This window comes from Schaalia sp. JY-X169 (genome assembly GCF_014069575.1).
In the GTDB taxonomy this organism is placed as follows: domain Bacteria; phylum Actinomycetota; class Actinomycetes; order Actinomycetales; family Actinomycetaceae; genus Scrofimicrobium.
Genome location: NZ_CP059675.1, coordinates 1,351,024 through 1,372,444 on the forward strand (window position 1 = coordinate 1,351,024; position 21,421 = coordinate 1,372,444).

General features: G+C 59.2%; 21 protein-coding genes. 10 read left to right on the top strand and 11 right to left on the bottom strand.

From position 1 onward, the window contains the following. Positions 1 to 19: 19 nt before the first annotated feature. From H2O65_RS05965 to H2O65_RS05995, 7 genes are read right to left on the bottom strand one after another with little or no spacing between them, the layout of a single operon-like run. A complete protein-coding gene (locus H2O65_RS05965; protein ID WP_259349465.1) occupies positions 20 to 1,291 on the bottom strand; it encodes an alpha-amylase family protein in 1,272 nt (423 codons plus the stop codon). A 38-nt stretch (positions 1,292 to 1,329) separates the two neighbouring features. Next, the gene (locus H2O65_RS05970; RefSeq protein WP_182140858.1) at positions 1,330 to 2,460 is read right to left on the bottom strand and encodes a calcium:proton antiporter; all 1,131 of its coding nucleotides are present in this window, start codon (positions 2,458 to 2,460) and stop codon (positions 1,330 to 1,332) included. Next, positions 2,450 to 2,965: a carbonic anhydrase gene (locus tag H2O65_RS05975; RefSeq protein WP_182140860.1), complete on the bottom strand. Its 516-nt coding sequence runs from the start codon at positions 2,963 to 2,965 to the stop codon at positions 2,450 to 2,452. Before H2O65_RS05975 ends, H2O65_RS05970 begins: the two co-directional genes overlap by 11 nt. A gap of 19 nt (positions 2,966 to 2,984) precedes the next feature. Continuing rightward, on the bottom strand, positions 2,985 to 3,746 hold the full coding sequence (locus H2O65_RS05980; protein ID WP_182140862.1) for a succinate dehydrogenase/fumarate reductase iron-sulfur subunit: 762 nt from the start codon (positions 3,744 to 3,746) through the stop codon (positions 2,985 to 2,987). Then, positions 3,743 to 5,755, bottom strand: coding sequence for a fumarate reductase/succinate dehydrogenase flavoprotein subunit (locus H2O65_RS05985; RefSeq protein ID WP_182140863.1), 2,013 nt, complete (start codon positions 5,753 to 5,755; stop codon positions 3,743 to 3,745). The genes H2O65_RS05980 and H2O65_RS05985 overlap by 4 nt, the downstream gene beginning before the upstream one ends. Then, complete coding sequence (locus H2O65_RS05990) at positions 5,752 to 6,516, bottom strand: succinate dehydrogenase cytochrome b subunit (RefSeq protein ID WP_220458712.1); 765 nt, start codon at positions 6,514 to 6,516, stop codon at positions 5,752 to 5,754. The genes H2O65_RS05985 and H2O65_RS05990 overlap by 4 nt, the downstream gene beginning before the upstream one ends. Before the next feature lie 18 nt (positions 6,517 to 6,534). Continuing rightward, positions 6,535 to 7,227 (bottom strand): CoA pyrophosphatase, encoded by a 693-nt coding sequence (locus H2O65_RS05995; RefSeq protein ID WP_182140865.1) that lies wholly within the window; start codon positions 7,225 to 7,227, stop codon positions 6,535 to 6,537. Positions 7,228 to 7,263: 36 nt separating this feature from the next. Here H2O65_RS05995 and H2O65_RS06000 point away from each other — a divergent pair, with 36 nt between their 5' ends. Then, positions 7,264 to 8,427, top strand: coding sequence for a glycerate kinase (locus H2O65_RS06000; RefSeq protein ID WP_220458713.1), 1,164 nt, complete (start codon positions 7,264 to 7,266; stop codon positions 8,425 to 8,427). A 1-nt stretch (position 8,428) separates the two neighbouring features. On the opposite strand, the gene H2O65_RS06005 is transcribed toward H2O65_RS06000, so the two are convergent. Genes H2O65_RS06005 through H2O65_RS06015 form a run of 3 tightly spaced genes read right to left on the bottom strand, consistent with a single transcriptional unit; the run spans position 8,429 to position 12,120 of the window. After that, positions 8,429 to 9,190 carry a GTP pyrophosphokinase family protein gene (locus H2O65_RS06005; RefSeq protein ID WP_220458714.1) on the bottom strand — a complete coding sequence of 254 codons (762 nt, stop codon included), beginning with the start codon at positions 9,188 to 9,190 and terminating at the stop codon, positions 8,429 to 8,431. 56 nt (positions 9,191 to 9,246) lie between these two features. Further along, positions 9,247 to 10,785: a UDP-glucose--hexose-1-phosphate uridylyltransferase gene (gene galT / locus H2O65_RS06010; protein ID WP_220458715.1), complete on the bottom strand. Its 1,539-nt coding sequence runs from the start codon at positions 10,783 to 10,785 to the stop codon at positions 9,247 to 9,249. Between the two features lie 51 nt (positions 10,786 to 10,836). After that, positions 10,837 to 12,120 carry a galactokinase family protein gene (locus tag H2O65_RS06015; protein ID WP_182140867.1) on the bottom strand — a complete coding sequence of 428 codons (1,284 nt, stop codon included), beginning with the start codon at positions 12,118 to 12,120 and terminating at the stop codon, positions 10,837 to 10,839. An 88-nt stretch (positions 12,121 to 12,208) separates the two neighbouring features. On the opposite strand from H2O65_RS06015, the gene pdxY reads away from it, so the two are divergent. The 9 genes from pdxY (at position 12,209) to H2O65_RS06060 (ending at position 20,627) form a co-directional block, all read left to right on the top strand. Then, complete coding sequence (gene pdxY / locus H2O65_RS06020) at positions 12,209 to 13,060, top strand: pyridoxal kinase PdxY (RefSeq protein ID WP_182140868.1); 852 nt, start codon at positions 12,209 to 12,211, stop codon at positions 13,058 to 13,060. A gap of 49 nt (positions 13,061 to 13,109) precedes the next feature. After that, on the top strand, positions 13,110 to 13,982 hold the full coding sequence (locus tag H2O65_RS06025) for an aldo/keto reductase (protein ID WP_182140870.1): 873 nt from the start codon (positions 13,110 to 13,112) through the stop codon (positions 13,980 to 13,982). A gap of 81 nt (positions 13,983 to 14,063) precedes the next feature. Beyond that, on the top strand, positions 14,064 to 15,377 hold the full coding sequence (locus H2O65_RS06030) for an aminopeptidase C (RefSeq protein WP_182140872.1): 1,314 nt from the start codon (positions 14,064 to 14,066) through the stop codon (positions 15,375 to 15,377). 42 nt (positions 15,378 to 15,419) lie between these two features. Further along, entirely contained in the window at positions 15,420 to 16,097 is a 678-nt protein-coding gene (locus H2O65_RS06035; RefSeq protein WP_182140873.1) for a DUF5701 family protein, read from the top strand. A 75-nt stretch (positions 16,098 to 16,172) separates the two neighbouring features. Next, positions 16,173 to 16,466, top strand: coding sequence for a DUF2218 domain-containing protein (locus tag H2O65_RS06040; protein ID WP_182140874.1), 294 nt, complete (start codon positions 16,173 to 16,175; stop codon positions 16,464 to 16,466). Positions 16,467 to 16,632: 166 nt separating this feature from the next. Further along, entirely contained in the window at positions 16,633 to 17,664 is a 1,032-nt protein-coding gene (locus H2O65_RS06045; RefSeq protein ID WP_182140875.1) for an ABC transporter substrate-binding protein, read from the top strand. 32 nt (positions 17,665 to 17,696) lie between these two features. Next, a complete protein-coding gene (locus H2O65_RS06050; RefSeq protein ID WP_182140876.1) occupies positions 17,697 to 18,737 on the top strand; it encodes an ABC transporter permease in 1,041 nt (346 codons plus the stop codon). Further along, positions 18,727 to 19,869, top strand: coding sequence for an iron chelate uptake ABC transporter family permease subunit (locus tag H2O65_RS06055; protein WP_259349466.1), 1,143 nt, complete (start codon positions 18,727 to 18,729; stop codon positions 19,867 to 19,869). Before H2O65_RS06050 ends, H2O65_RS06055 begins: the two co-directional genes overlap by 11 nt. Then, the gene (locus tag H2O65_RS06060) at positions 19,866 to 20,627 is read left to right on the top strand and encodes an ABC transporter ATP-binding protein (protein WP_182140877.1); all 762 of its coding nucleotides are present in this window, start codon (positions 19,866 to 19,868) and stop codon (positions 20,625 to 20,627) included. The genes H2O65_RS06055 and H2O65_RS06060 overlap by 4 nt, the downstream gene beginning before the upstream one ends. Here the strand turns inward: H2O65_RS06060 and H2O65_RS06065 are convergent. After that, positions 20,615 to 21,295 (bottom strand): TetR/AcrR family transcriptional regulator, encoded by a 681-nt coding sequence (locus H2O65_RS06065; protein ID WP_182140878.1) that lies wholly within the window; start codon positions 21,293 to 21,295, stop codon positions 20,615 to 20,617. The genes H2O65_RS06060 and H2O65_RS06065 overlap by 13 nt on opposite strands. Positions 21,296 to 21,421: the final 126 nt, after the last annotated feature.

The following is a 21,421-nucleotide window of genomic DNA, read 5'->3' on the forward strand; positions in this document are numbered from 1 at the left end:
GTCTCTGCCTCCTGCACCCCTAGATGGTGGGCTTGCCCCAAAGGATGACCCCGTCCTGGTCGCGAATCACGACACTTCCAGCGCCTTCTAGGCTGATAGCGGTTTCGATGTGTCGCCTTCCGTCCTCGGATATGGTCCGGTAGACGTATCGTGTGTGCTCAACAAGCACGGGCTCAGTGGTGGCGCGGACCAGCCACGGGTTGCGACGCCTCAGCGCAATCAACGCTTTGTGCGACTCAAGTGTTGCTTTGCCGAAGCCAAGTAGGCCATCTGGCGTCTCGGGCATCCTCGGGCGGATTGCGTCATCCCCCGCAACATTCTCTTCCTTGATACCAGTGAAGCCCTGCTCATCCCCGTAGTAAACCGATGGTATCCCCCCAACGGTCATGAGGATCGCGAACGCAATCACGGCCCCATTCGCGCCAAGAGTGGAAGCAATTCTGGTCACGTCATGGTTGCCAACGAATGTGTTGGGAACAAAGTGCTCCAAGAAGTCGTTGTGTCTCTTCAAACCCCAGTCGAGCTCGAAGAAGTTCTCATCCAGGATGCTGGACCAGATCGCCTTCCACAGTTCGTACTGCGTAACAGAATCAACTGTCGACTCTTCAACAAACTCGACATAGTCGCCGTGGATGACTTCACCCAGGAACCAGGCGTCCGGGTATGCCTCACGCGCCGCCGGGAGGATCTTCGCCCAAAACCACGGGGCCACCGAGTAAGCAGCGTCCAGCCGCCACCCGTCGATGCCCTTACCCAACCAGTGGTTAATCACCTCAGACACGTAGGTTTGCGCCGCCGGGCTCGCATGGTTGAGACGCACCAGTGAACCGTGGCCTTCAAAAACGCGCGGTTGCGGACCACCGCTTGCATCCCAGTCAATGTCGAAGAGGTCGGCGTCGGGCGAGTCGGGCCCTTCAGCCAGTGCAGCGAGAACCTGGGGATTCTGGGACCCCACATGGCTGAACACCCCATCGAGAAGAACCCGCAGCCCACGCTTCTTGCATTCCGCAAGAAGTAGGTCGAAGTCCTCTTCAGTTCCCAGTCGAGGATCGATTGTGAACTGATCAAGGGTGTCGTAACCATGAGAGGAAGAAAGGAAGAGAGGACCGAACAGGATGCCTGAAACACCCAACTGTGTGGCGTAATCAAGCCAGTCGATTACTTGGAGCAGACGGTGGCTCTCGCCCTCGTCGCCACCCTGATCGCGAATTGGGGCGCCGACGAATCCCAGGGGATAAAGATGCCACCAGATTGTGTTGTCAACCCAGTTCACATTAGCCTCGCTTCTCACGACTCCGCTTTGACATTTGTACCGAGCTTAGCCCTGACCTAGGCGATGAATACCGATCCGGCGAAGCCTGCAAAAAGAACCAGGTGTGCCACCCCTAATGGCACGGTCGTCCGCCGCCGGGTATACGTGACCCACAGCAGGATCAGCGTTGCCAGAAGCAACGCAACATCCAACCCACGCAAGCCAAATACGACAACGTTGCCTGTCACCACCCCGATGACGAGGACGGATGGCACGGTCAAACCAACGGTGGAAACAAAAGCGCCAAGGCAGAGGTTGACAACCCGCTGCATCTCATTGTTGAGCGCCGCCCGCAGGGTGGTCAGCGTTTCTGGTGTGAAGACAATGGCCGCGATCACCACGCCCCCGAGGGCGATAGGCAGATGCAACTCACTGACCCCGAAGTCGATGAGGGTTGCCAGGTGTTCCGCCAACATGGCGATGGCTACCAGGAGCGCGACAAGGATCAGGAACCTCGCGGCAAGTGAGTCAACTGGTGACGCTTTCGCTGGAGAGGTTTTCTCGTCAGTGCGACCGTGTCCCTTAAGAGCCACCCCACCCGTATGTGGAGCTCGAAAAAGATTCCGTCCTCGGCCAATTTGGAAGACCAGGAACACCGCGTAGCCCACGCCCACAACATTCGCCAGGATGAGGGCCGCAGCCGTTGGGAATGAGCCAGTGTAAGGGCGGAAAACGACGGGGCCGAGGAAGGTTGCCAGTGCGAGCGTGGTGATCAAGACCAGATAGATGCGGGTGCCGCCAGGATTGAACCGCTGGGGGCCGTTGCGGCGGGCCCCGATGACAATCGCGACACCGACAACCAGGTTGAGGATGATCATCATTACCGAGTAGATGGAGTCACGTGCGATCGTGGGCGCGGGACTGGGCCCAAGCATGACAGCCGCAATCAGGACCACTTCGATCACCACGACTGAGAGCGTGAGAATCAGAGACCCGTACGGCTCCCCCAGCCGCTTGGCCAGTGCGTTGGCTTCGGCGAGGACGCCAAAGGAGGCGAAGATAATCACCCCGAGGAGAGCGATAAAACCAACGATGACGAGGCCGACCGGGGTTGAAGTTGGATCGACATGGAACAGTTGGAACAGGCCCACTGCCAGCCACGCGGTGAGGAGCCGAAGCAGGCGAAAGACCCCGCGGTCAGTCCGCATCTGTCACCGGTAAAAGTGCCCCCGTCTTGGGGTCCAGTAGGAAACCGCGCACTGTGACATCTGCGGAAAGTAGCGGATAGTTCCGGATGATCTCTACATCCGCCCGAACGGTCGCCTCCGGGTCACCAATGGTAAGCCAATCAACCATCGACGCGGGGGCTTCCAGCGCGAGGTTCTCGCGAGCAAGCACCTCGACGATTCCCGCCTGAGTCGTCCCCGACATTCCGCAATCAAGATGCTGAACTACAAAGATTTCGTCAGTGCCCAGTAGTCGGGTGGAAGCCACTAGAGATCGCAGTGCATCATCTGATGCCCGCCCTCCCGCATTGCGGATGTAGTGAGCCTCAGGAACTGACAATCCCAGAGCTCGATCAGGCTCCAGTCTGCAATCCATGCAGGTTAGTACCGCGATCTTGCGAGTCGGTCGGTGCGGCAAATCTTCCGGGTATGGATACGCTTCGACGTATTCAGCGTTCGCAGCGAGTACTTTCTCAAGTTCAGACATGATGTCAATCTACCGCCGACTAGCCCCGCTGGGGAAAAAGGCGACGGAGCATGCCTGAGCGCAACCGTTCGTGATTCACTGCCGCGACCGCCGACAGGGGGATTGAAGCCGGGCAGACGATCGCGCATTCGCCGTAGTTGGAACAGGGGCCAAAGTTCTGATCCGCCACTTCGACCATGCGCTTGGCCCTGCGGGCACGCTCCTCAGCGGGGAGCGGCAGGAGAGACAGGTGCATCAGCTTCGACCCGACAAACAGGTTGGCTGACCCATTAGGACAGGCCGCCACACACGCACCACACCCGATACATGCCGCGAAGTCCAGAGCGTTCTCTACAGTTGTGTGGTCCACCGGCACCGCTTCGGCGTCCGGGGCAGTGCCCGTGTCGATGCTGACGTAGCCACCGGCTTCAATCACCGCGTCTAGTGCGCGCCGATCAACCATGAGATCCCGAATGACAGGATATGCCGCTGAGCCGAGGGGAGAAATGCGTACCGTCTGCCCATCTTGGAAGGAGCGCAGGCGCTGGTGGCAGGCGGGCGTGTTCTCTTCTGGGCCGTGAGGAAATCCATTTACCGTGATCCCACAGGCACCGCAGATACCTTCTCGACAGTCCGACTCAAACGTGACGGCGTCCCGACCCGCAGAGACCAAACGTTCGTTGAGCCGGTCAAGGACCTCAAGGATGGACATCGATTCGTCGAGGTCGTCCACCGTGAAACGTTCCCAGCGTGGGTTGGCATCAGCATTGTCCTGGCGAAGGACCTCCAACTTGAGTTTCATGCGTAGCTCCTTGTGGCAAGTGGGACCGCAGTGAAGGTGAGCGGTTCGCAATGGCGGATGAAGGACAGTCGCCCCGATGAGTCCCGGGCGCTCTGCCACGCTGAGGCAAACGCCCAGTTCCTGTCATCTCGCTTTGCTTCGCCATCAACCTGGTACTCGCTGCGGAAGTGGGCCCCGGCTGATTCGCGGCGGTCTAAGGCGTCAACGATCATTAGCTCAGCCAAATCCAAGAAGTCGGCGACCCTACCTGCTTTTTCGAGGGTTTGGTTGATGTTTTCTCCCGATCCGGGCACGGAAACTTCCCTCCAGAACCTCTCCCGGAGCTCAATCACTTCGCGCCTTGCCTCAGTCAGCGATGTCTCAGAACGCTCAACCCCGCAACCCCTATAGAGAATGTCGCCCAGTTCGCGGTGGAAGGCTCCTGGGCTGACGTCTCCGCCAACTTCAAGGAGTCTGCTCACCCTGGTTGAGACATCGCGAACCGTCGCGAGCACCGCTGGGTCGTCCTCGTCGATCAGAGTTTCCCCCAAATGCGGCGCCAAGTAGTTGGGAACGGAGAACGGCAGGGTGAACCAGCCGTCAACACACGCACTGAGCAGCGAATTTGCCCCCAGTCGGTTTGCGCCGTGATAGCTCCAGCCTGCTTCCCCACCCACAAAGAGGCCGGGAATGTTGCTCATCAGGTCATAGTCCGTCCACAGGCCCCCCATCGTGAAGTGAGCTCCCGGGGCAATGCGCATGGGGACGGTGTATGGGTCCTCTCCCGTTGCGTGCTGGTACATGGTGAAGAGGTTCCCGTAGCGTTCACCAATCGTCTTAGCGCCCACTTTCGAGATTGCGTCTGAGAAATCGAGGTACACCGAGTTCTTCAGCGGACCCACGCCCTTACCGAGGTTGATCTGCTCAGTTGCCGCCCTCGACGAAATGTCGCGCGGAGCCAGGTTTCCAAATGCCGGATACTTTCGCTCTAGGTAGTAGTCCCGCTCCGACTCTGGGATCTCACCCGGCGCGCGGGAATCGCCCGCAACCTTTGGGACCCAGATCCTTCCGTCATTACGAAGAGATTCGCTCATCAGAATCGTTTTGGACTGCCACGGGGAGTTAACGGGCAGTGCGGTGGGGTGGAACTGCACGAAACTGGGGTGTGACATCCACGCCCCACGCATGTGAGCCCTCCACGCTGCCGTGGCATTTGAGTTCAACGCTAGCGTTGAGTAGTAGTAGACGGACCCGTATCCGCCGGTCGCCAAGATAACGGCGTGAGCAGGAATTGCGCGTACCTCACCGGTCACCAAGTCGCGGACAACCACCCCGCGCGCCTCACCATCCTTGACGATGAGGTCGAGCATCTCGGTTCTGGTGTGCAGCGTGACCCGGCCGCGATCAACCTGCCGCAATAGTGCTTGAGCTGCAGCGATCTGCAACTGCTGACCCGACTGACCCCGCGTGTAGTACGTCCTGGAAACCTGCACCCCACCAAAGGAACGCGTCGCAAGCGTCCCTCCATACTCCCTGGCAAACGGCGCTCCAATAGCGTTCATGTGGTCGATGACGCGTACCGACTCCTCACCAAGGCGAAATGCCTCTGCTTCGCGCCCTCGAAAGTCTCCGCCCTTGACGGTATCTTTCACGAACCGACCTAGCGAGTCTCCGTCGACCTTGCGTGCTCGGGCGGCGTTTATGCCTCCCTGTGCAGCAACTGAGTGGGCCCGTCGCGGAGCATCATGGTACGTGACTGCCTCAACGTTGTAGCCGAGTTCGCCAAGGGTCGCGCAAGCGCCCGCTCCGGCCAGTCCTGTCCCAACTACAACGACGGTGAACTTACTGCGGTTGAGCGGACTAACAAGGCGGTACTGGTCTTTGCGGCGCGCCCACGCGGTCTCTGGGTCTCCGTCCGGAACTCCGGAATCCACCGTAGACCCAACTTGGACACGTGGCGCCGACGAGGGCGGAGCCACAAAAGGCCGGGTCGTTTTGCCGCGCTTTTGCCAAGAAATCCCAAAACTCATGACAACCACCCCATCTGCACCGCCACCGGAATAAAGCCATTGCCCGCCAAAATCACCAGCGCGCACAAGCCGCCCACCCAAACCAGCACCTGCCGCAAGCGGTAACCCATTGCTCCGAGGTCTTGCCCAGCGGTTTGCACCCCGTGGAACACGTGCGCAGAAAGCAACACCATCACAAGAAGGTAGATGGCAGCCATCCAAGGTCTCTGAAACGAGGCAACCAGGTTCGCGTAGGCGTAGGAGGCCGATTCGGTGTGCCCCGCAAACTCCACGGGTGCGACGGGAGAGGCTCCAAGGGTGAGGTCAAGAACGTGCATGATCAGGAAGGCGAGAATCGCTACGCCCGTGTATGGCATCAACTGCGCAGAAACTGACTTCACGGTGCCCCGGCCGCCGCGTGCTCGGTCCCGCAGATTGATGCGTGCGCTCTTGCCGCCCGCTCTGCGTCCTCGCAGCCACACGATGGTAGCCGCCCAGACATGAAGCAAGAGTGCCACCACAAGGATGATCCTCATGGCCCAGAGTATGAATCCCTCGGGAAAGAGCGGGTAGAACGCGTGGCGAAGCCAGTGGGCGTAGGTGTTGAAGGAATCGGGGCCAATGAAGACTTTGAGGTTGCCGTAGAGGTGGATCAGCACGAACGCCACCCAGATCAGGCCGGTCACTGCCATCGTCACTTTTAGCGCCCAGTTGCCGGGAGGTCGCCATCCGCCGTGCACCTTCTCAAGGTCGGTGCTTGCTGAGTCTGTCTTCGTCGCCATCTCGCCCCCTCTACCCAACTATATGGAAGAGGTCACGCTTTTGACGCGACTTCGGTCCCACGGAATCGTCCACCCCAGCTCATCGAATAGTCGGGAAAGGATCATTGCCGTGAAACCCCAGACAATGTGGCCCCCGAACTGGGGTCCGAGGACGAACATGGGACCCGTAAACCGCGTGCCGGAATGGTTCAGTATGGAGACACCCCGTCGCACTGGGTCCAGAAGCTCACCGACTGGCACCCGAAACACGTCAGCCGTTTCTGTCCCATCTGGTACCAGCGGTGAGGCTTTGTGCCACCAGGCTAGGACCGGGGTCACCAGGTTACCGCTGTTTGGAATCAGTGCGGTCGTGAGGGGCCCCAGGTCGGTGACTCCCGCCGGTTCCAAGCCGGTTTCCTCTGCTGCTTCCCTTACCGCGGTGGCAAATGGGCTGCAGTCACCGGGCTCGACCCCTCCCCCGGGAAAGGCAATCTGCCCGGGGTGGTGGCTGAGCGTGGTGGAGCGGCGAAGCAGGAGGACGTCCAACTCCGGTGGTACCGCGCCGAGAGGCGTGGCTGCGGGAACCGCATCAAGGCTCCCAAAGAGAAGTAGCACGGCCGACTTGCGAACTGCGAGTCCCCCTCCATCAACCGGCATATCGAAATCGAAGGACTCAGCATTGTCAGCCAAGCGTCGGAGGTCGGAAAGCGCATCCTCCACTGATCTAGACATGGGTCCAGCCTATGTCGGGTCACCTCAGATGTGGGCATGAACTGCCACAATCGACATGTGAAGGTCGTAATCGCACCCGACTCGTTCAAAGAGTCCATGTCTGCAGCCATGGCTGCAGAGGCCATGAGGCGGGGCCTTCTGACGGCTGTCCCCCATGCTCATGTAATCGTCTGCCCGATGGCTGACGGTGGGGAAGGGTCCTTGCAGACCGTACTCAACGCCCCTGCTAGCCGGTTCGCTCCCGTTCAGATGTGCGTCCAAGGCGCCCTCGGGCAACCAAAAACTACGCGGTATGCCTGGAATGGCGTTCAACGTAACGCCTTTATCGAGTCTGCGGAAGCAATCGGGCTACAAACCGTCCCTCCTTCAGAGAGGAACATCTGGAGACAGTCATCGTTCGGGGTCGGCGAACTCGTCCGCGATGCACTGGATTGGGGCGCCCGGAAAATCACCGTGGGGCTCGGTGGTAGTTCCACAAACGACGGTGGCGTCGGCGCACTGGCTGCCCTCGGTATGCGACTTATGGACGAGGACGGAAATGCAGTCGAGGCCACCCCACAGGGATTGAAGAGCCTTGCCCGGGTTGACCTAGGGCAGCTGGATCCACGCATCTTCGAGTGTGAACTCGAGGTCGCAGTGGATGTCGACAATCCCCTGTTCGGACCTCGGGGCGCGACAGCGGTTTTTGGTCCTCAAAAAGGGGCTACACCCGATGATATTCCTCAACTCGAAGTGGTTCTCGAACGCCTGGTGGGCGCCGTCCATTCCGCCTCCGGAGCGGACGGCACTTCCAACACTCACATACGGCCCGGTGCCGGCGCTGCCGGAGGGTTGGGGTGGGCCTTCATGGAGGTCCTCGGCGCCACACCGAAGTCTGGAGTCGACCTGATCTCTCAGATCGTGGGACTTCCTGATGCGCTGTCTGGCGCAGACCTCCTCCTCACCGGTGAAGGCAGTTTCGATGCCCAAACCCTGGGTGGAAAAACAGTCATGGGCGTTGTCCAGCAGGCGGCACAACGCGGCATTCCAACCGTGGTGTTTGCTGGACGTGTCAACAGTCAAAAATCCGACATCTTGGATGGAATCAAGGACATTGTGGAAATCAGCCCACGCGATCTTCCCTTAGAGGTCGCTCTTCAGAATGGGCCCACCAACCTCGAAAAGGCGGTAGCAGCCTATTTCACGCAGACGAAGCACTGAGTCAACTTGAGCGGCGGGCCTGTTCCCACAGTTGCTGGAGTACTTCCTCATTGAGAACCGGGGTCGCAGGCTCTTCAACGAAGCTTGAGTTGCCATGTACCTGGCGGTGGAGCTGCTCCATACGATGATCCAAGATCTCTGCCGCAGCAGCCGCTTCTGTCAGCTCTTCGACAATGTGGTCCGGCACTTCACCGTCATACTTGTAGAAAATCTTGTGCTCCAACGCAGCCCAGAAATCCATAGCAATGGTTCTGATCTGGATCTCCACCGGCACCCGTACCGGACCCGTAGAAAGGAAAACGGGGATCTCAATAATCGCGTGGAGACTCTTGTATCCATTGGGCTTAGGGTTGGCGATATAGTCCTTGAGCTCAAGGATTGTAATGTCATCCTGAGAACTGAGTGCCTGCAGCACCCGATATGTGTCTGCTTTGAAACTGCAGGTGATGCGTATCCCCGCTATGTCCCGCACATTCTCCCGAATCGCCTGAACCGAAGGGGCAATCCCCCGACGGTTCATTTTCGAAAGAATGGATTCTGCAGACTTAACCCTGGAGGTGACGTGCTCAATCGGGTTGTACTTCTGCAAGTGCAGGAACTCTTCCCGAAGGATCGTCACCTTGGTGAGGACCTCATCAATACCGAACTGGTACTCCATCATCATGCGCGTGAAGTCGTCACGCATTTGCCTTGCAAAGTTCGCCATCTCGATGCTGGGCTGCGGCATGGTGACGATTTGTTGCGACTCGGAGGACGTACTCATAGTGGAAGTGTAGGCGCCAGCAGTCACGGTCACCGCTTTCCGCAAACTGTTCAGCTTCAGGCTGACAGGGTTGAATCTTCTCCATTCACGTAGGAAATAAACCGCTGGAAAGCGGCACTTCCCTCAGGGTCATTCTTGTACACGCCCGCATGTTCGAGGACGGTTGCAAAAGCCTTCCCCACCTCGTCCTCGACCACCTTCTGGGCATTTTCGGCAGTGACCCGATCTGCAAACCCCTCAGCCCACTCCGCATGTTTTTCAGTTAGTTCGCTTTCCCGCAAGTCTGCGCTGGCAACTAGACCGTCCGCAACCGCGGCCAGTTCATCCTTGAGGCGGGCGGGAAGCACGGCCAATCCCATAACTTCAATCAGGCCGATGTTCTCTTTCTTGAGGTGGTGCAGTTCAGCGTGGGGATGGTAGAGACCAAGTGGGTGCTCTTCGGTGGTGAGATTGTTGCGGAGGACCAGATCCAGTTCAAACCGTGCGCCGCGTCTGCGCGCAATCGGCGTGATTGTGGAATGGGGTTCCCCATCCGTGACCGCAAGAACCATGGCGTCCTCGTCCGTGTAACCGCGCCACTTCGTGAGGATCTTGTCGGCCAGGTCAATCAGTCGATGTGGATCGTCAGCGGTGAGGCGCAGGACCGACATGGGCCACTCGACAATGCCGGCGTCCACGTCCTCGTACCCGGTGAACTCGACTGTCTCACGCAGGGGTGCCCGCTCCATTGCGAACTCGAATCGGCCCCCCTGGAAGTGGTCGTGAGAGAGAATTGACCCGCCGACAATTGGTAAGTCCGCATTCGACCCAACAAAGTAGTGGGGAAACTGAGCGACAAAGTCCAGTAGTTTCCCAAACGCGGCCCGGTCGATCTTCATCGGTGTGTGCTCTTCATTGAAGACGATGCAGTGCTCGTTGTAGTAGACGTATGGCGAGTACTGGATGTACCAGGGCGCGCTGTTGATCGTCACCGGAACCAAACGATGGTTCTGCCGGGCTGGGTGATTGAGTCTTCCCGCGTACCCTTCGTTCTCTGCGCACAGCAGGCACAGCGGGTATTCGGCTGCCGGCATGTTGCGTGCCGCCGCGATGGCTCTGGGGTCCTTCTCAGGCTTCGCCAGGTTAATCGTCATGTCGATTGTCCCGTAGTCTGTGGCGCTCTGCCAGGCAACATCTTTCGCCATGCGATCGCGGCGAATGTAGTTGGTGTCTTGACTAAGGGCGTAGTACCAGTCGGTCGCGGACTGGGGGTCGACCTCGGCAAGTTCGCGGAACCGGCGGCGAACTTCGCGCGGCGGCGGAGTTAGTCGGCCCATGAGAGCAGTATCGAAGAGGTCGCGGTACACCACAGAGTCCTGCTCGACAACGCCGCGAGCAACCGCGTCATCAGTCAGGACATCGAGGATTTGCGCCACGTCCAGGCCCCGAATCCGCTCACCTTCATCGGCCGCCACGTAAGTGTCCCGCTGCAGTTCTTCTAGGACTCCGTTGCGAGCCCACACCCGGTCCGAGGCTTCAATCAAGCCCCGCTGATGTGCGTAATCCACCAGGGCATCAATGTATCTGCTGACTGTTCGTGTTTGGGCGTCGGCCACGAGCACTTCTCTTCCCTATGAGTTCAGTTCGTACGACAGCGCGCAAGGCTGCTAGCCCGCAATAACTCCGCCACCAACTGGGCGGATACGCAGGATATGACACATGTTCGGTCCCAACACCGCTTCGATATTGGCTTTGAAATCTGCTGCTTCATTCTCTGGGACGTATGCCTGCACGGTCCCGGCAAAGCCACCGCCATGGACGCGCACTGCACCCCGACCAGCAAGTAGCTTCTCAGCGAGGGCGATCGTCAAACCCACCGCCTGTCCCTCCGGTGCAGATACGGAATAGATGTTCTGCAGGTTCGTCGCAGAGGACACGCCGGATTCAGTGACCAGGTCTAGGAAATCATCGAAGTGTCCCCCTGCCAATGCGCTGGCCTGAACGGGAACGCGGGCATTGTCCTGGAAGAAATGGATGGCTCGCAGTAGCGCCCGATCGCTTGTGGCGGCGCGGACACCGGCCAAATCCGCCCAAAACATCTCTTCGTCAACGTCCCTGAGGTGGTCCTGGCCGAAGTAGTTCGCGACCGCACCCATGTCGTGGGTGATCGCGGAATAGTCATCAGTAAGATCCGCGTGGTCTGCACCCGAATCGATAATGCACAGGACGTGACCGGAATCGGCCATGGCAAAACCGACCTCGTCAACGAGCGGATGTGCCGGGTCACCGAAGTCAATGCTGACAACCCCACCAATCGAGCATGCCATCTGGTCCATGAGACCCGAGGGCTTCCCAAAGTAAACGTTCTCTGCATACTGGCCGATCTGGGCCAGCTCTATTGATGACAGTTCACCATCGCAGAATAACGTGTTGAGGATGTTGCCAATCAGCACCTCATACGCGGCCGAGGACGAAAGGCCGGAACCAGCCAAAACCTGGGAATCAACGACAGCATTGAAACCACCCAGGGTGTATCCGCGCTGTGCAATCGCACTGGCAACCCCACGGACCAGAGAGGGGAACTTCCCGACCTCGGCCTCTTTTTGAGCCAGGTCGCTCACATCCAGGACCAGGTCACCGAAGCCTTCCTGGTGGATGCGGATTTCGTTGGTGCCATTTGGGCCCGCGCATGCAACCATGTCCATGTTCACCGATGCGGCCAGAACCCGGCCGTGCTGGTGGTCCGTGTGGTTCCCACCCATCTCGGTTCGCCCAGCTGCGGTAAATAGTGTCGCTGGATTGCCCGGAAAGACGTCCTCGTACACCTCCACCAGGTGGATCAGCCGCTCCGTTGCGGCATCAAGCTCAGAGTCGCTTGAACCGTAAAGATCAGCCAAGACTTCGTTAAGATTTCCATCGCGCAGACGCGTCAGCAGCTCGTTAGAGTCCATGATGCAATCCTACCGCGGGGGCGCCGGTGACATTCATCAGTTGGAAGCAGATTGCCTGCATCTAGGACTTAGGTGCAACATTGTCTTTATGAGAATCCTTTCGATCCAGTCCGCAGTCTCCTACGGCCACGTCGGCAACTCTGCCGCCGTCTTCCCTCTTCAGCGCATGGGACATGAGGTGATGCCGGTTTATACGGTCATGTTCTCCAATCACACGGGGTACGGGGATTGGAAGGGCCCGATGATGACGGGGCAGAACGTCCGCGACATTGTTGCGGGCATCGACACCAGAGGTGGGCTCGGTGACACCGAACTAGTACTTTCCGGATACCAGGGTGGCAACGACATCGGGGACGCCATCCTCGATTCGGTCAAGTTGGTGAAGGAGCGCAACCCGAATGCGCTCTACGCTTGCGACCCGGTACTGGGAAGTGCCATCAAGGGCTGCTTCGTCTCACCCGAGGTGCAGGCCCTGGTTCGCGACAGGGTGGTGCCCCAAGCGGACATCATCACCCCTAACCAGTTTGAGTTGGGCTTCCTCACCGGGACAGAACCACGCACACTCGAAGAGACCCTGGAATCAGTTGATCTGGTTCGCGCTAAGGGTCCTTCAACCGTCCTCGTCACTTCGGTTGACCGTCCTGACGCACCTGCCGGAACCATCGAAATGCTAGCGGTCAATGACGAGGGCGCCTGGCTGGTGCAAACACCCCGCCTCGACTTCCACCCTTCAGGTTCCGGGGACGTCACCGCCGCACTGTTTGCATCAGCACTGGTTGAAACTGGTTCCGCGCCACAGGCTCTTGCCCGCACAGCGGCCTCCATCTTCGATCTGCTTGAGGCGACCTATGATGCTGGCTCCTCAGAGCTGCTACTGATTGAAGCCCAGGAAGCCTTTGTCAACCCCAAGCGCAGCTTCGAAGTAACTCAGGTACGCTAGCCCAAACCAAGCCGGAGCTGCTCGGAGGCCCGGAGGAATGGAGTGCACCATGGCGGGTGGGACAACACAGACCGTAACTTCGCACGGAGGGCTAGCCCTACCCAAGATCGGACTTGGCACCTACACACTCAACGGGATTGCCGGGGCCGAAGCGATCGAAGCTGCAATTGACATGGGGTATCGCCTTATTGACTCCGCATTCAACTATGAGAACGAGGGCGCGACTGGTGCTGCAATCAGGGCATCGTCAGTCCCCCGCGACCAACTGATCTACACATCCAAACTGCCCGGACGTCACCACCGCTACGACGATGCCGTCCTCGCCATTGAAGAATCTCTGCTGAGGACGGGCCTTGACTACATCGACCTCTACCTGATCCACTGGCCCCTTCCCAAAGTGGATCGGTACGTGGAGGCGTGGCAGGCACTGATAGACGCCCGCGACCGTGGCCTCGTCAAGTGGATCGGCGTATCCAACTTCCTGCCAGAGCACATTGAGCGCCTTGAAGCAGAAACAGGCGTTGTGCCGGAAGTCAACCAAATACAGTGCCACCCATACTTCCCCGATTCAACCCAGGTCGCCTATGACCGGAGCAAGAGAATCATCACTGAAGCCTGGACGCCACTGGGCAAGGGAAAGGCCCTGCTGGAAGAGCCGACGATTGTTGACATCGCGGAGGCCCATGACGCCACGCCAGCGCAGGTTGTGCTCGCCTGGCACATGAGCCGGGGTGCGGTGCCAATCCCCAAGTCGTCGTCGCTGGAACGCTTGGCCTCCAACCTCGAGTCAGTGAACCTGGATCTCAGTGAACCCGAGGTCGCGGCTATTACTGCGCTCGGGGAAGGCCCTGAAGGCGAAGGTCGCAGCCCGCGTGCCGGTCGCGTCCTCGACCTGGATCCGGCAACCCACGAAGAGTTCTAGACTGCAGTTGACCATCGCACCCCTTCTGCTAGTGCCGGGAACACAGCAGGGTCTTGAGTGATTTATGTAGGAGAGTCATCTATGTCAACGTCAGCACTGCCCGCAACCTTCACCACTTCGCGCGCGGAAGCCTTCCGCGGTGACCCCGTCGCGCGCATCGTGCAAAACGCGGTCAGTGCGCAAGGGGCGGATGAAGTCTCGCTCGATCGGGACATCATCAACCGCCTCGATGACTCCACATCGGAGCGCCTGGACACCTGGGCTGTCACCTCTCAAAAGAAGTCTGGGCGGTGCTGGAACTTCTCTGGGCTCAACGTTCTTCGGGCAAAAATCATCAACGAGCTTGGCCTGGAGGACTTTGCTTTCAGCCAGAACTTCGTTGCCTTCCACGACAAACTTGAGAAAGCCAATCACACCCTTGCAAAGGCCATCGAGACCGCTGATCTGCCCCTGCAGAATGAGAAGGTCCGCCGCATCCTGGATAACGCCGGGGACGATGGCGGCTACTGGTTCCAGTTCGTCGACCTAGTCACTAAGTACGGTCTGGTCCCCGTGTGGGCGATGCCGGACACAGAATCGGCTGGAAACACAGACCAGATGAACCGAGCCCTGTCAGCAGTACTGCGCAAGGCTGTGGGTCGAATTCGCAACGCTGTTCCCGAGGACCGCGATGCCATTCGCACCGCCACTCTTGAAGACGTGTGGCGGATTCTTGCCATCCACCTCGGCACACCGCCCTCGTCCTTCACCTGGCAGTACCGCGACAAAGAGAAGAATTTCCACGCGGAGGGCGTAGTGACCCCACTTGAGTTCGCCCAACGCTATCTCCCCGCAGATCTGGCGGACTACGTTGTGCTTGCACACGACCCCCGCGAAGAGCACCCGGTCGACGACGCGTACGTTGTCGCGAACCTTCCGTTCATGGAGGGCGGGAGCCCCTACGTTCACATTTCAGTGTCATTGGACGAAATGAAGAGGGCCACCATCGCCTCCATGCGCGACGGGGAACCAGTGTGGTTCGCCTGCGATGTTGCAAAGCAGTTTGCCAGAAAAGAGGGCATCTGGTCGGCGCATCTGCATGACTACGACGCCCTATATGGCGTCGACTACTCCATGTCCAAAGCCGACAGAATGCGGATGCGGGACACGAACGCCACCCACATCATGGTTTTTGTCGGCGTCGACTTGGACGAGGACGGGAATGCGAAGCGCTGGCGTGTCGAGAACAGCTGGGGTGACGAAGTCGGCAAGAAGGGCTTCTTCACCATGGATGACGACTGGTTTGATGAGTACGTTTTCCAGGTTGCGGTCTCACCAACCCGTCTCTCACCCGGAGTCATCGACGCCCTTGACCGTGAGTGGATCGTCCTGCCGGAATGGGATGCATTGATGTAGGACCTCTATCGCGGCGGGGCGAGCCGTGGCACAATCCGTCAAATGAGCACCTTGTACCCAAACGCGCTTCCTTCCGTAACCGAGCAGGCGCAGCGGTTGATCCACCTCGGAGTTCCCACTCTCTTGGAGGTTGGCGAGGACGATCTTCGCTCTGCAGCCGCAACGCTGGAGCCCCTAGCAGTCGGCCCATGCCTGCTGGTTCCAAGCCGGATTCCGTGCACGTATGCCGACCTCATGGCCCTTGTTGAGCTCGACGGTAAGCCCGGGTTCGTCGTCGAGGACTTTACCGACGCGTCCTCGTTTGAAGTGTTCGATACCGCGGAGCCGACACCAACGCAGTTGCCCCAGGGTTGGTACCTGTTGGAAGACCCGCGGCGTGGCGACGAGTTCTCGAACGCCTCCCCCGCCGAGGCATTGCAGCAAATCGTCGCTGACCAACGCATTCCCCTCACAATGATCGAGGGCATCTTTTGGGCGCTCCAGTGCCCACCTACCAGTTCCGGGCCCGGGTTGCTGGAACGAAACCACTGCTTCATGACGATTGGTTCACGCAAGAGGAAAAAGGTCGGCTTCGATGCACGCACCCCGGCCCTGTGGATCAGCAACGGCACCGGCCGGGACACCGCTGCCAATAAGAATGCCGCAAAGCTGGGCTGGTGCTGGTGGAACAACCGGCATACCTGGCTGGGCATTGCCCACGCTGCGCGGAGGACGGAGTAGCCCCACAACATCACAGTCCACCCCCTTGATTCTCAGGTTAGGCTCACCTAACCACCTACAGACCCGAGGACTACCATGACCATCACCTCCACCGGCACCTGCGCCACCTCCCGAGCAGCTCGCTACAGCAAGCAGCTGGTTTCACACATGTCCCGCCGCCATGGTGGCGAGTGGGACAGTGAGGCCGACCGTGGGTACATCCTTTTCCCCACCACCAGGGCTGACCTAAAGTGCGCCGACGACATGATGACGATCACAGTTGAAGCAGAGGACGAAGAGACCGCAACGTTCCTTGAAGACGTCATCGAACGACATTTGGTCAAGTTTGGCGCCAAAGACAACCTGACCATGCAGTGGACGCGGAGCTAGAACACCACCTACGACGTGCTGATTTACCCAACATATTTACGCAACACCAGTTGCACATAAATGACGCCCCTCGATATGCTCCTTAGGTCAGGTTAGGCAAACCTAACTTGGCTTAGGCCGGAGGCACGTTCTGTCCCACCGGTAAGACGTTTCAAGGAGATTCCGCATGACGCTCACTAAGCGCCACTCAACTTTCGCTATGGCCGGGGTTGCTGCACTCGCCCTCGTCCTTTCCGGATGTTCATCGGCAGGCGGCAGCCAGTCCGCCGAAGAACAGCAGAGCGAACAGGTTGACCAGGCCGTAGAGGACGCCGCTTCCGCCGAGTGTGCATACCCCGTCACGGTGACCGATATGGCCGGCAACGAAGTGACCATAGAGAGCGCCGACTCCGTTGCAGTAACCGACAACCGCACCTTCGCGGTCCTCAACGAGTGGGGCGTGCAGCCGACCGCCGCACCGCGCACCCTCATGTCACCGCAGAACAGCTGGGCCGAGGACGAAACCATCCTTGACACTGGAAGCCACGCCGAACCGAACTTCGACCAGGTCATTGCTGCCGACCCCACCGTCATCATCAACGGCTACCGCTACCGCGACCACGCGGAAAAGATGCAGGAAGCAGCGCCGGACGCCGCCCTCGTCGAAATGGACAATGCTGACCTGAGCCCCGATGAGTACGCCATCGCACAGGTGACGCTGCTTGGGGAGGTCTTCTGCAAGCAGGACGAGGCCGCCGCCCTCATCGACCAGTTCCACACCGCTGTCGAGGACGCCAAAGCCGCCTACGACCCAGCAATGACAGTCATGGGTCTGGTGACAAACGCCAACGAAATCCGCTACTCCAACCCGGCTGATGGCCGCGGAGCCAGCATCTTCTTCAACCTCTTGGATCTGACCCCGGCGCTTGACGCTGAAGGTTCCACCAACCACCAGGGCGACGACATCTCCATCGAAGCGATCGCGGAGTCCAACCCCGACTTCTTCCTAGTCCTCGACCGTGACGCCGCAGTTACCTCCGACGGGGAGACCACCCCGGCACTGGAGCTAATCAATGGCTCCACCGCCCTCGCTGGTGTTCCCGCGGTACAGAACCAGGCCATCTACGTCATGCCAGCCGACTACTACCTCACCGAAGACATCTACGCATACATCGATGTCTTGGGCGGACTGCAGCAGGCATTCACAGAACATAAGTAGCAACCAACAACCAGCAGACTGGGTTCCCTCAGATGGCAACAATCGCCGAGTCACCTACCCGTGTCACCAATGTGACCGCCGGGCGGGTGACTCGGCGCTATTCTGCGCAACAATCACCGCTTAGGCGCTACGGTCCAGCGCTTCTCGCAACGGTCTTTACTGTGGCGCTTCTTGGCCTCTCTGTCTTTACCGGGGTGGCGGATATTACCGACACCGCCGGTGGCGGCAGTGACTTCCTGTGGATCACACGCATTCCCCGCACGGTCGCCCTCGTGCTGTCCGGAGCTTCCATGGCGATGGCAGGACTGGTCATGCAACTACTAACGCAGAACCGTTTTGTCGAGCCCACCACGGTTGGCACCACAGAGTGGGCGGGGCTTGGGCTTCTGCTGGTTTACGTCTTCTTCCCAATGTCAGGGCTCCTGACCAAAATGGGTGCAGCCATCGTTTTCGGCTTCGTTGGCACCATGATCTTCTTTGCGTTCCTGCAGAAGGTGAAGCTCAAATCGTCGCTGATCGTGCCGATTGTAGGAATGATGTTTGGGGCGGTTGTCAGCGCCATTTCCACCTTCATTGCCATCCGTTTCAACCTGCTGCAGACCCTTGGCGCATGGTTCGCCGGACGGTTTACCGGTATCGAGGTGGGCCGCTACGAGCCGCTGTGGATCGTCCTGATCGTCTGTGCACTGGTCGTCGTGCTGGCAGATAGATTCACGTGCGCCGGCCTCGGAAAAGACGTAGCAACCAACGTGGGGCTGAACTACGAACGGGTTGTCCTGCTCGGTGTCGGGCTCGTGTCCATAACCACCGGTGTTGTCACCGTCGTTGTGGGGATGCTGCCCTTCCTGGGGTTGATCGTTCCCAACCTGGTGTCGATGGTCCGCGGCGACAACCTGCGCACCAATATCCCCTGGGTCTTCCTGACAGGCATCTGGGTCGTCACCATCTGCGACCTGATCGGAAGGACCATCATCGCGCCGTTTGAAGTTCCCGTCTCGCTGGTCCTGGGAGCCGTCGGTTCGGTTGTGTTCGTCGTCATGCTGCTGCGGACGAGGAGGACGAATGTCGGCTGAAACCCTAGTTCGCCCCGCCGATACGCAAGCCATAGAGCCACTTCCGTCCGAGGACGTCCAGCCCGGTACCACGACCGTTGTCATGAACCGGCTATCTCCCCCCGCCCCTGACTCGGACGTTGCGCCAAGGACGAGGTCGGTCGGGCCCTACACCAGCGCTCATCATCGCACCCGCTACCTCGTAATCCTTGGCAGCCTGATCGTCGCGGCTCTGGTTCTCTGCGTACTGATCCTTACCTGGGGGAATGATTTTGAGTTCCTCAGTGACAAGTGGTGGCGCGTCTCCAAGATGCGTATCAGTGCGGTTGTCGTCATTCTGACCGTGACCTTCGCGCAAGCCATGGCGACAGTGACATTCCAAACGGTGACTAACAACAGGATCATTACCCCGTCGATCATGGGGTTCGAATCTCTTTTCGTCCTCATCCAAACCGGCCTCGTCTACTTCCTGGGAACCCGCGGACTATCGGGGCTTGGAACGACGGGTCAGTTCCTGCTTCAATCCGCCGTGATGGTGGGGTTCGCGGTCCTCCTCTATTCCTGGCTCCTTTCGGGCAGGTTCGGCAATTTACATATCATGCTGCTGGTTGGCATTGTCATTGGCACAGGGCTGGGGTCACTGTCGACGTTCATGCAGCGCATGCTGGATCCCAACGAGTTCGACGTACTTCGGGCGCGACTCTTCGCAAACATTGGCACCGCAAAGGTGGAGCTACTCCCCTACGCCGTGCCGATCTGCCTGGCTGCTGGCCTGGGCATTTGGCTACTGGGGCGCCGCCTCAACGTCCTCGCCCTCGGTCCCCAAATTGCCACCAACCTGGGGCTCAATCACCGTCGCCAAACCATGCTGATGCTGACGTTGGTGGCAGTCTTGATGGCAATGTCGACTTCCCTGGTTGGGCCCATGACATTCCTGGGGTTCCTCATGGCGACCCTGGCCTACTCGATCACCGACACCCACGATCACCGGCGGATTCTGCCGGTCGCGTGGCTGTTGGGCGTTGTGATTCTTGGGGCTGCCTACTTCCTCCTCAAGCATGTTTTCCCCATGGTGGATGCGGTGATGATCATCGTGGAACTGATCGGCGGGGCCGTCTTCTTGCTTGTCATCGTGAAACGAGGTCGTCTGTGATTGTTCTTGACTCTGTGGTGAAGCGCTACTCAAGAGACGTGCAAATCGGACCTGTTTCCCTCCAGCTGCCCCCGGGCGGGATCATCGCCCTCGTCGGCCCCAATGGAGCGGGCAAGTCCACCCTGCTGACGATGATGGGTCGGCTGATGCCCGTGACGTCGGGATCAATCACGATCGGTGGGCTCGACGTGTTCCGGGCGCCCTCGAAAGACGTGGCACGTAAGGTGTCGATCCTGCGCCAGGAGAATCACTTTGTCACCAGGCTCACGGTCCGTCAGCTGGTGGGCTTTGGCCGCTACCCACACAGCGGAGGTCGGCTGACTCAAGTGGACGAGGACGCCATCTCGCAGGCCATTGACTTCCTTGACATGACGGATTTGGAGCAGAGGTTCCTGGACCAACTCTCTGGAGGGCAGCGGCAGCGCGCCTATGTCGCAATGGTGCTAGCGCAAGATACCGAGTACCTACTGCTCGATGAACCCCTCAATAATCTCGATGCGCAGCACTCCGTCGAAATGATGACTCAGTTGCGGCGTGCGGCGGATGAACTGGGCCGAACCATCATCATCGTCCTTCACGACATCAACTTCGCGGCAGCCTACAGCGACTACATCGTTGCGATGGACGAGGGCGCGATTGCCATAGCAGGCACCCCGGAGGAAATCATCACCGACGAGGTGCTAACTACAGTGTTCCGCACACCAGTCACCGTGCTTGATGGTCCCAGCGGCAAGTTTGCGGTCTATCACCGCTCATGATCTGATGAGATTGGGTCCGAGGCGGGGCCGCCGAAAAGAACCTGGGCGATCCGGGCGAGGAGTTCCGGGGGATCAACATCCCCCGGATTCAGGGCATCATAGGTCTGCAGCCCATCCCACACGCTGATGAAGAGAGCCGCTCTTTCGTGAGCGGTGAAGGTGGGCGCAACATCACCGGAACCGGACCCAGCCTCTTGAGCAAAGCCCTGCCAGAAGTCCATGGCAAGCTTCTGGCGCCACTGCAGGTACTGCCGCGCCGGATGGCCCTTTTGCCCTGCTTCAGCGACCATGATTGAGAACAGTCTGGTCAGATCCGCATCCTCGGCATTCGCCGTCGCGAGGGTACGCACCCCTTCGGCGAGCGTGTCGGCGGTGATCTCGGGTCCGATACCGGAACCTGCTACCTGCCTTCCCCCGCTGACATCCCGCCAACCCAGGACCGCAACCAGTAGCTCATCCTTGGACTTAAAGTGGTGGAGAAGCGTCGAATGATCGATACCCACCGAACGCGCGATCGACCTCATCGATGTTCCTTGGAAGCCGCCGGTTGCAAACGCGCTAGCCGCATGCTCGATAATGGCCAACTTGGTTTTCTGGCCACGAACACTGCCCGAGTCCAGTTCCGCCAGGACCCGCTCGATTAGTGAGTCCACATCTGTTTGCTCCATTTTGCCAACCTTACAGAACCGTAACCAAGACAACAAAAACTTTCCACCACTTGGTGGGGTTGACTGCTACTCTACTGTTACTTGCTCAGCAACCGACGACTCAATGGGGAATCAATTGCACAACGA